The organism is Novosphingobium sp. PhB55, from assembly GCF_004368805.1.
In the GTDB taxonomy this organism is placed as follows: Bacteria; Pseudomonadota; Alphaproteobacteria; order Sphingomonadales; family Sphingomonadaceae; genus Novosphingobium.
In genome coordinates this window covers 198,099-211,000 of the sequence record NZ_SODQ01000004.1, presented here as the reverse complement: position 1 = coordinate 211,000, position 12,902 = coordinate 198,099, and the positions used below count along the sequence as shown (strand labels likewise).

General features: G+C 68.9%; 11 protein-coding genes. All 11 read left to right on the top strand.

Annotation, left to right across the window (positions count from 1 at the left end; all coding sequences use genetic code 11):
- The first annotated feature begins 84 nt into the window (after positions 1-84).
- The 11 genes from EDF57_RS11205 to EDF57_RS11155 all read left to right on the top strand — a co-directional run bounded on the left by EDF57_RS11205 (position 85) and on the right by EDF57_RS11155 (position 12,901).
- On the top strand, positions 85-1,239 hold the full coding sequence (locus tag EDF57_RS11205) for an aldose 1-epimerase family protein (protein ID WP_243841012.1): 1,155 nt from the start codon (positions 85-87) through the stop codon (positions 1,237-1,239).
- Complete coding sequence (locus EDF57_RS11200; protein WP_134094299.1) at positions 1,236-1,982, top strand: SDR family oxidoreductase; 747 nt, start codon at positions 1,236-1,238, stop codon at positions 1,980-1,982. The genes EDF57_RS11205 and EDF57_RS11200 overlap by 4 nt, the downstream gene beginning before the upstream one ends.
- An 11-nt stretch (positions 1,983-1,993) precedes the next feature.
- Positions 1,994-3,184, top strand: a complete 1,191-nt coding sequence (locus EDF57_RS11195; RefSeq protein ID WP_134094298.1) for a CoA transferase — start codon at positions 1,994-1,996, stop codon at positions 3,182-3,184.
- Positions 3,181-4,317 carry an extracellular solute-binding protein gene (locus EDF57_RS11190; RefSeq protein ID WP_134094297.1) on the top strand — a complete coding sequence of 379 codons (1,137 nt, stop codon included), beginning with the start codon at positions 3,181-3,183 and terminating at the stop codon, positions 4,315-4,317. Before EDF57_RS11195 ends, EDF57_RS11190 begins: the two co-directional genes overlap by 4 nt.
- A complete protein-coding gene (locus tag EDF57_RS11185) occupies positions 4,314-5,084 on the top strand; it encodes an enoyl-CoA hydratase/isomerase family protein (protein ID WP_132266946.1) in 771 nt (256 codons plus the stop codon). The genes EDF57_RS11190 and EDF57_RS11185 overlap by 4 nt, the downstream gene beginning before the upstream one ends.
- 2 nt (positions 5,085-5,086) lie before the next feature.
- Positions 5,087-6,253 (top strand): fumarylacetoacetate hydrolase family protein, encoded by a 1,167-nt coding sequence (locus EDF57_RS11180; protein WP_134094296.1) that lies wholly within the window; start codon positions 5,087-5,089, stop codon positions 6,251-6,253.
- Complete coding sequence (locus tag EDF57_RS11175; protein ID WP_134094295.1) at positions 6,250-7,209, top strand: D-glycerate dehydrogenase; 960 nt, start codon at positions 6,250-6,252, stop codon at positions 7,207-7,209. Before EDF57_RS11180 ends, EDF57_RS11175 begins: the two co-directional genes overlap by 4 nt.
- The gene (locus EDF57_RS11170; protein ID WP_134094294.1) at positions 7,193-8,002 is read left to right on the top strand and encodes a kinase; all 810 of its coding nucleotides are present in this window, start codon (positions 7,193-7,195) and stop codon (positions 8,000-8,002) included. The genes EDF57_RS11175 and EDF57_RS11170 overlap by 17 nt, the downstream gene beginning before the upstream one ends.
- Positions 7,999-9,129: an FMN-dependent L-lactate dehydrogenase LldD gene (gene lldD, locus EDF57_RS11165; RefSeq protein WP_134094293.1), complete on the top strand. Its 1,131-nt coding sequence runs from the start codon at positions 7,999-8,001 to the stop codon at positions 9,127-9,129. The genes EDF57_RS11170 and lldD overlap by 4 nt, the downstream gene beginning before the upstream one ends.
- Before the next feature lie 72 nt (positions 9,130-9,201).
- Positions 9,202-10,827 carry a glycosyl hydrolase family 28-related protein gene (locus EDF57_RS11160; protein ID WP_134094292.1) on the top strand — a complete coding sequence of 542 codons (1,626 nt, stop codon included), beginning with the start codon at positions 9,202-9,204 and terminating at the stop codon, positions 10,825-10,827.
- 10 nt (positions 10,828-10,837) lie between these two features.
- A complete protein-coding gene (locus EDF57_RS11155; RefSeq protein ID WP_134094291.1) occupies positions 10,838-12,901 on the top strand; it encodes a glycoside hydrolase family 2 TIM barrel-domain containing protein in 2,064 nt (687 codons plus the stop codon).
- Position 12,902 lies beyond the last annotated feature (1 nt).

The following is a 12,902-nucleotide window of genomic DNA, read 5'->3' as shown; positions in this document are numbered from 1 at the left end:
TTGACGCCCCCCATCTCCTTACGTATTCATCATACGTCTTACAAGATGGAGAGGGCAGGCATGGCCTTGCTATATGGCGCGCAGATGTCGAGACGGCATCTCGCCGAGCGTACCGGATCCCTGTCGCAGTTCGCGGGCGTGCGCCTGATGACGCTGGGCGACGGCGTCGAGCGCGGCGTGCGCCTGCTGGAATTCCGCACCGGGTCCGGCCTGCGCTTCACGGTGCTGGTGGACCGCGCGATGGACATCGCCGAGTGCGATCACGCCGGGCGCGCGGTTGGCTGGCATTCGCCCTCCGGCTTCCGCAACCCGGCCTTGCACGACTACGAGGGTGAAGGCGGCCTCGGCTGGTTCCGCTCGATGTCGGGCCTGAACATCACCTGCGGCCTCGACCATATCCTGTTCATGCACGACGATCCGGCAGGCCACTACAACTACGGCCCGCGCGAGGTCGTTTCCTCCTCCCTCCACGGCCGCGTCGGCACCATCCCCGCGCAGCTCACCGGCTACGGCGAGCGCTGGGAGGGGGATTCCTGCACCTTCTGGGCCGAAGGCGTGGTGCGCCAGTCCACCGTTTTCGGCGAGGACCTGCACCTCATCCGGCGCATCGAGGCGGACCTCGGCAGCGACGAGATCCGCATGACCGACCGCGTGGTGAACCACGGCTTCTACACCACGCCGCACATGTTCTGCTACCACATCAACGTCGGCCATCCGGTCGTCGCCGAAGGCGCGCGCTACGTGGCGCCGGTGCGCGAAGTGCTCTGGGCCGCCCATGCCGACGACTACCGCCGGCAGGGCGTGGGCTACCGGACAATGCCGGCGCCCATCGTCAACTTCCACGAGCAGGTCTGGCAGCACGACATGGCGCCCGACGCGGCAGGCCGGGTCGAAGTCGCCCTGGTCAACGAGGCCATCGGGTTCGGCTTCTCCGTCACCACCCGCAAGGATCAGTTCCCCTGCATGTTCGAGTGGCAGAACCTCCACGCCGGCCACTATGCGGTGGGTATCGAGCCGGCCACCAATCATGTCCTCGGCAAGGACTTCGCCCGCGAGCGCGGCGAACTGATCCTGCTCGATCACGGCGAGGAGCGCCGCTACGACACGGTCCTGCAGGTCCTGCCGGATGAGGCCGCCGTCTCTGCCGCCATCGCGCGAATCGACGGAGCAGCGCGTCAGCCCGAGGACGAGTATCCGGTTCCCACCGGCAACTTCCCCGCCATCGGAGGCGCCGCGTGAAGGGCCGCACCATCCTCTATACCGGCGCCGCCGGCGGGCTCGGCCTCGACACCACGCTGCTGCTGATCGAACGCGGCGCCCATGTCATCGCCCTCGATAACGACGATGCCAAGATCGCCGCTCTCGTGGCTGCAGCCGAAGGGCGCGGACCCGGGCGGCTGACCGTCTCGCGCACCGATCTCGCAGACCTGCCCGGCCTGCGCGCCACGCTCGATGCCCTGGCCGCGCGCCACGGCGGCATCGACGTGGTCATCAACAACGCCGCGATCTATCCCTCGAAGCCTTTCGAGGACTACACGATCGAGGAGCACCAGTTCGTCCAGCGCATCAATGTGGACGCCGGAATCGTAGCGGTGCAGGCCGTGCTGCCGGGGATGCGTGCGAAAGGCTTCGGGCGGATCGTCAACATCTCCAGCATCACCCTTTCGGGCGGCTGGGCGAACCTGTCCCCCTATGTCGCCTCCAAGGGCGCGCTGGTCGGCCTGACCCGCGCCTGGGCGCGCGAATTCGGACCCTGGGGCGTGACCGTCAACGCCATCGCCCCCGGCGCCTTCCCCACCGATGCCGAAAAAATCCACCCCGATCCCGAGGGGTACGACCGCATGGTGCTGGATGCGCAGGCGATCAAGCGGCGCGGCACCGCGTCCGACATTGCCCACGCCATCGCCTTCTTCGCCGCCGACGAGGCGGGTTTCATCACCGGACAGACGCTGCAGGTCAACGGCGGCTGGACCATGTCCTGAAGGACCAGAAAATGACGATCCTCTATGGAATCCGCGTGCTCGACTGCTCGATCGCCATGGCCGGGCCTTTCGCCGCCCAGCGCCTGGGCGACATGGGCGCGGACGTGGTCAAGGTAGAGCCTACCAGCGGCGAATGGCAGCGCCATGCCTCGGCGGGCGGCGCGGCGGGCAACAGCATCAACGTCTCGTTCCTCTCGCTCAACCGCAACAAGCGCTCGCTGGCGATCGATCTCAAGTCGCCCGAGGGCAAAGCCGTGCTGCTGGACCTCGTGAAGGACGCCGACGTCTTTCTCCAGAACTACCGCCCCGGCGTGGCCGAGCGCCTGGGTGTCGATTACGCGACCCTGAGCGCCATCAACCCGCGCCTTATCTACGTTTCGATGTCGGGCTACGGCGAGGACGGACCCTATCGCATGCTGCCGGGGCAGGATCTGCTGCTGCAGGGCATGTCGGGCGCGATGCTCTCGGCCGGCAGCGAAGGCGCGCCGCCTTCCCCCGCCGGCCAGTACCTCGTGGATGCCATCGCCGCCTACAGCGCCTTCGAAGGGGCGCTGGCGGCCCTGTTCCACCGCGAACGGACCGGCGAAGGGCAGCTCGTGCAAGTCAACATGCTCGATGCCATCACCACGATCCAGATGCAGGAGCTGTCGGTGTTCACCGTCGGCGGCAAGCCGCAGACCCGCTCGGCCGAGCCTCATGCGCACAGCTACATCCGCGCGCCTTACGGCGTGTTCGAGACGGCGGACGGCTACATGACACTGGCGATGGCGCGCTTCGAAACGCTGGCGCGCGAACTCGACGACCCCTTCTTCGCCGGCATGGAGGAGGAGCGCGACGGCTGGACCCAGCGCGATGCCATTTTCGCCCGCATCCGGGGCCACCTCGTCCGGCAGCCCACGGCACACTGGCTGGAGAAGTTCCGCGCCGCCGACATCTGGTGCGGCCCGGTCTACGGTTATGCCGACCTCGTCGAGGATCCGCAGATCAAGCACAACGGCACGTTCGTCGAGTACGATCACCCCACCGAAGGCCGCGTCAAAGTGCCCGGCTTCCCCATTCGCTTCTCGCGCACGCCTTCCGCGATCACGCGCGGCGCGCCGCTGGTGGGCGAGCATAGCGAGGACATCCTGCGCGAAGCCGGCCGCAGCGCCGAGGACATCGCACAGCTCATCGAGTCCGGCGTGGTGCGCCAGCACACATGAGCGACGTCGAAACGGCCGGGCCTGCCTACCGCGGCCTCACCTGGGACCATCCGCGCGGCTACCGCGCGCTGGAGGCGGCCGCGGCAAGCGTCGCGCCAGCGCAGGGGCTGTCGATCGCCTGGGACCGCCATCCGCTCGAAGGGTTCGAATCCCATCCCATCGCCGACATTGCCGAGCGCTACGACCTCATCGTGCTCGACCATCCGCACGTCGGAGAGGCAGTGGCGCAGGACTGCCTGATCCCGATGGCGCAAGTCGTCGGCGCGGAAGCCCTGGCCGCGCTGGAAACCGCCGCGATCGGCCCTTCGCTGGCAAGCTACCACTATGCCGGCGCGCACTGGGCACTGCCCCTCGACGCGGCAAGCCAGGTCATGGCCTATGCCCCCTCACGGATCGGGACGCCGCCCACGACATGGCAGGCGGTCGTGGACCTTGCCCGGCGTGAACCGGTGGCGCTGTCGCTGTCCGGCCCCCATGCCGCGCTCACCTTCCAGTCCATCGCGGCGTCGCTGTCTTCGAACGACCGGCCCGGGGACCGCTTCGTCGATCCCGAAACCGGCCGCGAAGCTTACGAATGGATGGCCGCGCTGACGGGCGATGCCACCCGCGCCCGGATCGACCAGAACCCCATCGCCCTGCTCGAAGCCCTGTCGGGCGGGGAGGACCTCGCGCTGGTCCCGCTCGTCTACGGCTACGTGAACTACGCCAAGGAAGGCGCCGCCTTCGCCGATGCCCCGCGCGGGCGCGCCGGGATCGGCTCGATGCTCGGCGGCACCGGCATTGCCGTCTCGCGCCGCTGCACGGTGACCGACGAACTGCGCGCGCATCTGTCGTGGCTGATGGGCGAGGAAGCCCAGCGCCGCTTCATCCCGGCCCACGATGGCCAGCCCGCCTTGCGCCGGGCATGGGACGATCCGGCCGTCGACCACGAGTGGCGCGGCTTCTACGCCGCCACCCGTGCCACGCTGGAAGCGGCCTCGCTGCGCCCCCGCCATGACGGCGCCATCGCCTTCCAGACCGAAGCCTCCGCCCGCCTGCGCGAAGGCCTGCTCGCCCATGAACCCGCCGCGCCGGTCCTCGCCGATATCGAGGCCGCCTTCGCCCGCCACCACATCGAGGGAACCGAGACATGAGCGCCAACTTGCGCTTCGAAATCGCCGATCACATCGCCACGATCACGCTCGACCGCCCGGAAAAGCTCAACGCCATGACGCCGGACATGGCCCAGGCGCTGGTCGAGGCCGTGGCCACCTGCAACACCTCGAACGAGGTCCGCGTGGCGATCGTCACCGGGGCGGGGGCCAAGGCGTTCAGCGCCGGCTCCGACATCGCGACTCTCGATGCCTATGCAACGCCGTGGGACTTCCGCAACCGGCAGGACTACTGCGACGCGCTGCGGGCCTGCCGAAAGCCCGTGATCGCGGCGATCAACGGCTATGCGCTCGGCGGAGGGCTGGAAACGGCCATGGCCTGCGACATCCGCATCGCCTCGGTCCATGCCCGCTTCGCCGCGCCGGAGATCAAGCTCGGCTGGATCGGCGGCGGCGGCATGGCAGTGGGATTGACGCATTCCGTCGGCATGTCGAACGCGGCGCTGATGCTTTATACCGGCGAGATGATCGACGCCGCCCGCGCCGAGGCATGGGGCCTCGTCAGCGAGGTCACCGAGCCGGACGCCCTGCTGCCCCGCGCCCGCGAAATCGCCGGCCAGATCGCCGCGCGCGCGCCGATCGCGGCAGAGACCGCCAAGCTCAACTTGCGCGCCGCCCACCAGATGCCCTACGAAAAAGCCATCGAGTACGAGCGCGACTTGCAGGCCATCTGCTTCGCCACTGCCGACGCCGCCGAAGGCCGCGCCGCTTTCGCGGAGCGCCGGGCGCCCGTGTTCGAAAGGCGCTGAACATGGACCTCTCGCCCGCGGCCATCCTCCCGGCCGACCCCCACGCCCTGCTGTTCGGCCGCGTCTGGCGGCCCGAGGCGGAAGGCCCCTCGCTGGTGCGTATCGACGGCGAACGCGTGACCGACATCAGCGCCGCTTTCCCGACGGCGCGCGACTTGTGCGAAGCAGCCGATCCGGCAACCGCTCTGCGCCAGGCTCAGGGCGAGGACCTCGGCCCGCTGGCGGCGATCCTTGCCAACAGCGATCCGGCAAGGCGCGATGCCGCGCGCGCCTGGTTGCTTTCGCCGATAGACCTCCAGGCCGTGAAGGCGGCGGGCGTCACTTTCGTCACGTCCATGCTCGAACGCGTGATCGAGGAACGCGCGCGCGGCAATCCCGAGGCCGCCGCCGGGATCCGCGCGCAAGTCCGAGGCCTCGTCGGTGACGATCTGCGCGCCCTGCGGCCCGGCTCGCCCGAGGCCATGGCGCTCAAGCGGACCCTGATCGAGGCCGGCGCCTGGAGCCAGTACCTCGAAGTCGGTATCGGTCCCGATGCGGAGATCTTCACCAAGGCCCAGCCCATGGCCAGCGTAGGCACCGGCCACGAAATCGGCGTCCACCCCGCCTCGACCTGGAACAATCCGGAACCCGAAGTGGTGCTCGTCATCGCCTCGGATGGCCGGATCGTCGGCGCGACGCTGGGCAACGACGTCAACTTGCGCGACGTGGAAGGCCGCTCCGCCCTGCTGCTCGGAAAAGCCAAGGACAACAATGGCGCTGCCGCGATAGGGCCGTTCGTGCGCCTGTTTGACGGAGCGTTTGACCTTGCCTCGGTAGAGACCCTAAGCCTCACGCTGACAGTGACCGGCGAGGATGGCTTCGTGATGCAGGGACGTTCGGAAATGCGCGAGATCAGCCGGGCGCCGGCAGACCTCGCGGCGCAGGCACGCAACGCGCATCACCGTTATCCGGACGGCTTGGTCCTGTTCCTGGGCACGCTGTTCGCGCCGACGCAGGACCGTGACGAGCCGGGGCATGGCTTCACGCACAAGACGGGCGACGTGGTGCAAATCGCCGCCGGCCCGCTGGGCGCGCTGGTGAACCGGGTGACCGCCACGGACCGCTGCGCGCCCTGGGACTTCGGCGCCGGCGCCCTGATGCGCAACCTGGCGGGGCGCGGGCTGCTATGAGCGCGAAGCCGAAAATCCTGCTCACCCGCCGCTGGCCGGAAGCGGTCGAGACCCGGCTTGCCGCCGCTTACGACGTCACCCTGAACGATACCGACATACCGCTGGGCGAGGCCGAACTGGCCGCGGCGATGCGCGAGCATGACGCGCTTTGCCCCACCGTCACCGACCGCATCACCCGCGCGGTCATGGAAGTAGACGATCGCCGCGCGCGCATCATCGGCAATTACGGCGCCGGCTTCGAGCACATCGATCTCGCCGCCGCGCGCGCCCTCGGCATTGCCGTCACCAATACCCCGGACGTCCTGACCGAGGCCACCGCGGACATCGCCATGACCCTGCTGCTCATGGCCAGCCGCCGCGCCGGAGAAGGCGAGCGCGAGCTTCGCGCCGGGGCATGGACGGGCTGGCGGCCGACGCACCTTGTCGGCCAGTCGCTTTCGGGCAAGCTGCTGGGGCTCGTCGGATTCGGGCGGATCGCACGGGCGACAGCGAAGCGGGCCGAAGCTTTCGGCATGCGCATCGCCTACCACAGCCGCCGCCCTGCGCCGGACATGCCGCAAGACGCCTACTTCGCGGACCTCGGCGAACTGGCCGAGCGCGCCGACATGCTGTCCCTTCACGCGCCCGGCGGCGCCGAGACGCGGCACATGGTCGATGCCGCCCTGCTGGCGCGAATGCCTGCCCACGGCGTGCTGGTGAACACCGGGCGCGGCACCCTGATCGACGAAGCGGCGCTGGCCGAGGCCCTCTCTGCCCGGCAGATCGCCGCCGCGGGCCTCGACGTCTATGAAGCCGAACCCAAGGTCCACCCCGCGCTCGTCGACCTTCCCAATGTCGTCCTGCTGCCGCATCTCGGCAGCGCGACGATCGAGGCGCGTACCGCCATGGGCATGAAAGTCGCTGACAACCTCGACCGCTTCTTCGCGGGGGAACCACTGCTTGACCCAGTCGTCTGAGCGGGTCGCCGCGGCCGTCCGGGGCTGGCTGGAGGCGCCGCGCAGCGGCCCACTGGTACTGGGCCTCTGCGGATCGCAGGGCTCGGGCAAATCCACGCTGGCCGAAGACCTCAAGTTGCGGATAGAGGCGCTGGGCCGCCGCGTCGCGGTCCTCTCCCTCGACGACCTCTACCTCGGCCGCGCCGCGCGCGCGGATCTGGCGCGCGAAGTCCATCCGCTGTTCGCCACGCGCGGCGTACCCGGCACACACGATGCCGCGCGCGGCACTGCCCTGCTCGACGCCATCCGCGCCGGTGCGCCGGTCACCCTGCCCCGCTTCGACAAGGGCCGGGACGAACCCGTGCCCACCGGCGATCCCGTTCCCGCCGGGCTAGACCTGCTCGTTTTCGAAGGCTGGTGCCTGGCTGCCCGCCCTCAAGGCGAATCCGCGCTGGCGGCGCCGATCAACGCCCTCGAACGCGATGAGGATCCGGACGCCGTCTGGCGCGGCCATGTGAACAGCTTGCTGGAAAGCACTTACGCGGCGCTTTTCGCGCGCATCGACCGTCTCGTCCTGCTCGCTGCGCCCGGCTTCGAGGTTGTGCGCGGCTGGCGCGGACAGCAGGAGGACGTCCTGCGAGACCGCATCGCCCGCGGCGAAGCGCAAGGCTCGCAGGTCATGGATGACCCCGCGCTCGACCGTTTCGTGCAGCATTACGAGCGCCTTACCCGCCACATCCTCGCCGAGATGCCGGACCGGGCCGACCTCGTGCTTCACCTCAATCCCGACCGCAGTCTCAGGGACCCTTCATGATCGTTTCCTCTCCGCTCGACTTTCGCGAAGCGGCGCGCCGCCGCCTGCCGCCGTTCCTGTTCGACTATGTCGATGGCGGGGCCTTCTCCGAGGAGACGATGGACGCCAACCGCGCGGCGCTGAAAACCGTGCGCCCGCGCCAGCGCGTGCTGCGCGATGTCTCCGCGCTCAGCCTCGAGACCCGGATCCTGGGCGAGACGATGGACATGCCGGTCATGCTGGCCCCGATCGGGCTTGGCGGCATGATGCGGCGGCGCGGCGAATTGCAGGTGGCCCGCGCCGCGCGGGCGGCGAACGTGCCCTATATCCTCTCCACCGTCAGCGTCTGCCCGCTGGCCGACGTGATCGCGGCCAGCGGCGCGCCGATCTGGTTCCAGCTCTACGTGCTGAAGGACCGCGGTTTCATGCGGCACGCGCTGGAACGGGCGCAGGCGATGGGCGTGACCAAGCTGGTGTTCACCGTGGACATGCCGCTGCCGGGTGCCCGCTACCGCGATGCCCATTCCGGCATGAGCGGCCCCGCCGCGCCGATGCGCCGGATGCTGCAAGCGGTCACGCACCCGCGCTGGGCCTGGGACGTGGGCCTGCTGGGCCGACCGCACGATCTCGGCAATATTTCCCACTACCGGCAGAAGCCGACCGACCTTGCCGACTACATCGGCTGGCTGGGTGCCAACTTCGATCCATCGATCACCTGGTCCGACCTCGAATGGATCCGCGACTTCTGGCAGGGCGAGATGATCGTCAAGGGCGTGCTCGATCCGGCCGATGCGCGCGACGCGGTGCGGCTCGGCGCCGACGGGGTGATCGTCTCCAACCACGGCGGCCGCCAGCTCGACGGCGCGATCTCGACCGCGGAGGCCCTGCCCGCCATCGCCGATGCCGTGGGTGACGAACTGACCGTGCTGGTCGACGGCGGCGTCCGCACCGGCCTCGACGTGGTGCGCATGCTGGCGCTCGGCGCGCGCGGCGTGTTGCTGGGGCGGGCCTATATCTACGCGCTGGCGGCGGAAGGCGAGGCCGGCGTGACCAGGCTGCTCGACCTCATCGCCCAGGGCATGAAAGTCACGATGGCCCTGAGCGGCGTGACATTGGTGAAGGATATTACCCGCGACATGCTGGTGTAACCGGCCGGAAAGAGTTGGCAGCGCCCCTCGCTTATGTAATACGTCATACAACATAAGTTTGAGGGAGCAGGAATGGACCGCGTTATCGAACGGGCGGAATTCAGCCGCCGCGCCGTGACGCTCGGCTTTGGCGCGGCCTTTGCGATGAGCGCCGTGCCGGTGCGCGCGGCAGGCGCTCTTTCCGGATTCCACGACGTTCGCGACCACGGCGCCAGAGGCGACGGGGCGGCCATCGATTCCGACGCGTTCAACCGCGCCATTGCCGCCGCGAGCGGTGCGGGCGGGGGCACCGTCGTGGTGCCTCCCGGCCATTACTTGTGCTTCTCGATACGCCTGCGCAGCCACGTTACCTTGCTGCTGATGCCCGGCAGCGTCATCGAGGCGGCCGACCCGCGCCGTCACAAGGGCGGGTACGACCTCCCCGAAGGCGTCTTCGAGGAGCAATACGTAGACTACGGCGTCGCCCATTTCCGCAATGCGCTGATCTACGGCATCGACCTGAGCGACGTTGCGATCATCGGGCGCGGCCTGATCCACGGCCTCGGGCTGGACCGCGAGGGACCGGCGCCGCGATGGCACGGTATCGCAGGCTGGAAATCCCCCCGCGAGCAGGGCCTGTCCCCCGATGCCGCCCGCCGCGCCATCCCGCGCGAGATGGCCTACGAAGGGCGCGGCAACAAGGCCGTGGCACTCAAGCGCTGCCGCAACGTGCTGCTGCGCGACTTCACGATCCTGCAAGGCGGTCACTTCGCCTGCTACGTGCTGGGATCGCAGGGCGTCACCATCGACAATCTCACCGTCGATACCGACCGCGACGGCATCGACATCGACTGCTGCCGCGACGTGCGGGTGACCGGCTGCACGGTCAACGCCCCGAAGGACGACGCCATCGTCCTCAAGAGCAGCTATGCCTTGAACGCGCCGGTGTTCTGCGAGGAGATATCGGTGATCGGCTGCAAGACCAGCGGCTACGACCTCGGCTCCTTGGTGGACGGCACGTATCGCCCCTCGCCCTATCGCTCGGTGGACGACGTGGGCGTGCTCGGACGGATCAAGCTCGGCACCGATTCCGCCACCGGCTTCCGCAATATCCTGATCGCGGACTGCACGTGCGAGAACACGCGCGGATTGCAGTTGGGGGCGATCGACGGCGGCATTCTGGAGGACGTGACCTTCCGCGACATCAACCTGAAGAATCCCGTGAACCATCCGATCTTCGTCCGCCTCGCCGCGCGCAACCGCGCGCCCGTGGGGACCGGACCCTCGAAAGTGCGCCGCGTGCGGTTTTCGGGCATCAACGTCTCGGGCGCGCCCGGTCCCTATGCCTGCGGCATCGTCGGCAATCCCGGTGCGCCGGTGGAGGACGTGACCTTTTCCGACGTCCACGTTCGCGCGGCAGGCGGCGGCACGGCCGAGGACGCCGCCCGCGCCATCCCGGAACGGCCTGCCTCCAGTCTCGAACCCAGCTTCATGGGCACGTTCCCGGCCCACGGCCTCTACGTGCGCCATGCCCGCAACGTGGTGCTGCACGACGTGACGTTCGATGTCGCCGCGCCCGACGCGCGCCCTGCCGTGCTGTTCGACGACGTGGCCGGCGCAATGGTCGATGGCCTGCGATCCCCCCACGCGCGCGGCGAAGCGATCCGCGCCACCGCCAGCAGCGACATCGCCATCGGCGCCGTCGTGAAACTCGCCTGAGAGACCGACCATGATCCAGAGATCCCTGCGCCCCCTGCTCGGCCTGCTTCTCGCCGGAGCGCCGGTTCCCGTGCTGGCCGCCAGCGAGCGACCGCTGGCCGAGGGCTGGCATTTCGTGAAGTCCGATGCCGCCGGTGCCGAGGCCCCCGCCTTCGACGACCGCGCCTGGCAGAGCGTCTCGGTGCCGCACACCTACAATGCGCAGGACTCCGGCATCGGCGGCGCCAAGGCGCGCGGCGAGCCGGAGGGAGTCTACTATCGCGGCCCGGCCTGGTACCGCCTCGGCTTTGCGGCCAGCCCGCAAGCGGGCAAGCGCTATCTGCTGAACTTCGGCGGAGTTTCGCTGAAGGCCGAGGTCTGGCTGAACGGCCGCCGGCTGGGCCAGCACAAGGGCGGCTACGGCGCCTTCCGCTTCGACGCCACCGAGGCTCTGCGCAGCGGGGACAATGTCCTGGCCGTGCGCGTCGACAATGCGCGCGACACGCAGATCGCCCCGCTCAACGGCGACTTCAACGTTTTCGGCGGCCTGGCCCGCGCGGTCGGCCTGATCGAGGAAGACGCGCTCGCGTTCGACCGGCTCGACCATGCCGGACCCGGCGTGCAAGTCCGCACCACCTCGCTGAAGGGCCGCGAAGCGGCGGTGGCGCTCACCGCCGCGCTGAGCAACGCGCGGGCCTCGGCTGCACGCTTCAGCCTCGACACCCGCGTGCTCGACGCCGCAGGCAAAGTCGTCGCCCGCGCCTCGCGCACCGTCATGCTTGGGGCAGGTGAGAAAACCAGCATCGAGCAGTCGCTGGCCTTGCACAATGCGCGGCTCTGGCAGGGCGTGAAGGCCCCCTATCTCTACCGCGTGGTCACCGAGATCGCCGAATCCGGCCGCGTGATCGACAGCGCCAGCGTACCGCTCGGCGTGCGTACCGTGGCGGTGCGCAAGGACGGCACCTTCCTGCTGAACGGCGCGCCCTACCCGCTTCACGGCGTCAACCTGCAACTGCCCACCCGCTTCGGCCGCGGCCCGGTCGTGACCGATGCCGAGATCGACGAGGACCTGGGCCTGTTCGCGGAGATGGGCGCGACCGGCCTGCGCCTGGCGCATATGCAGCATCCGAGCCGGGTCTACGAACGCGCGGACGAACTGGGGCTGCTGGTGCTCACCGAAGTGCCGCTGATCGACGATCACGATCCTTCCGACGCCTTCCGCGAGAACCTGGTCGAACAGATGCGCGAGCTGATCGCGCAGACCGGCAACCACCCCTCCGTGGCGCTCTGGGGCATCGGCAACGAGATCCGCAAGTCGGATGCAGCTTCGAACCGCATTCTGTCCGAACTCCAGGCCACGGCAAGAGCCCTCGATCCCACGCGTCCGACAACTTACGCGCATTGCTGCCTCGACGACAGCGATCCCATCGCGCAGCACAGCGATACGGTGTCCTACAACCGCTACTTCGGCTGGTACTGGACGAATTCGGAGGACATCGGCCCCTGGGCCGACGCGCTTCACGCCAAGATGCCGGGGCGGCCGTTCGGCGTCAGCGAATACGGCGCGGGCGCCAGTGTGCTGCACCAGGAAGACCCGGTGATGAAGCGCCCGGAATCGAACGGCTACTGGCACCCCGAGCAGTACCAGACCGACTTCCACATCAAGCACTGGCGCGAGATGAAGAAGCGGCCGTTCCTCTGGTCCAGCTTCGTGTGGGTGGGCATCGACTATCCCTCGTTCAAGCGCAACGAGGGGGATCGTCCCGCGATCAACGACAAGGGCCTCGTCACCGAGGACCGCAAGACGCGCAAGGATGCCTGGTACTGGTATCAGGCGAACTGGTCGGACACGCCGATGCTGCACCTCGCCAGCCGCCGCGACGTGAACAAGCGCACGCAGCGCGTCGTGGCGCAGGCTTTCACCAACCGCCCCGAAGTCGAGATGCGCCTCAACGGCGGCGCCTGGACGAAAGTGCCGGTGGACGACCATATCGCCGCATGGACGGTGGACCTCGCGCCGGGCAGCAACCGCGTGGAAGCGCGCGCCGGGACATTGATCGATACCGTAACCTGGAACTGGACGACCCGGCCCTGAG

Bases quoted from the DNA above. Each gene is read 5' to 3' on its own strand.
- EDF57_RS11205 (WP_243841012.1), top strand. From the start codon at position 85: ATGTCGAGACGGCATCTCGCCGAGCGTACCGGATCCCTGTCGCAGTTC.
- EDF57_RS11195 (WP_134094298.1), top strand. From the start codon at position 1,994: ATGACGATCCTCTATGGAATCCGCGTGCTCGACTGCTCGATCGCCATG.
- EDF57_RS11190 (WP_134094297.1), top strand. From the start codon at position 3,181: ATGAGCGACGTCGAAACGGCCGGGCCTGCCTACCGCGGCCTCACCTGG.
- EDF57_RS11185 (WP_132266946.1), top strand. From the start codon at position 4,314: ATGAGCGCCAACTTGCGCTTCGAAATCGCCGATCACATCGCCACGATC.
- EDF57_RS11180 (WP_134094296.1), top strand. From the start codon at position 5,087: ATGGACCTCTCGCCCGCGGCCATCCTCCCGGCCGACCCCCACGCCCTG.
- EDF57_RS11175 (WP_134094295.1), top strand. From the start codon at position 6,250: ATGAGCGCGAAGCCGAAAATCCTGCTCACCCGCCGCTGGCCGGAAGCG.
- lldD (WP_134094293.1), top strand. From the start codon at position 7,999: ATGATCGTTTCCTCTCCGCTCGACTTTCGCGAAGCGGCGCGCCGCCGC.
- EDF57_RS11160 (WP_134094292.1), top strand. From the start codon at position 9,202: ATGGACCGCGTTATCGAACGGGCGGAATTCAGCCGCCGCGCCGTGACG.
- EDF57_RS11155 (WP_134094291.1), top strand. From the start codon at position 10,838: ATGATCCAGAGATCCCTGCGCCCCCTGCTCGGCCTGCTTCTCGCCGGA.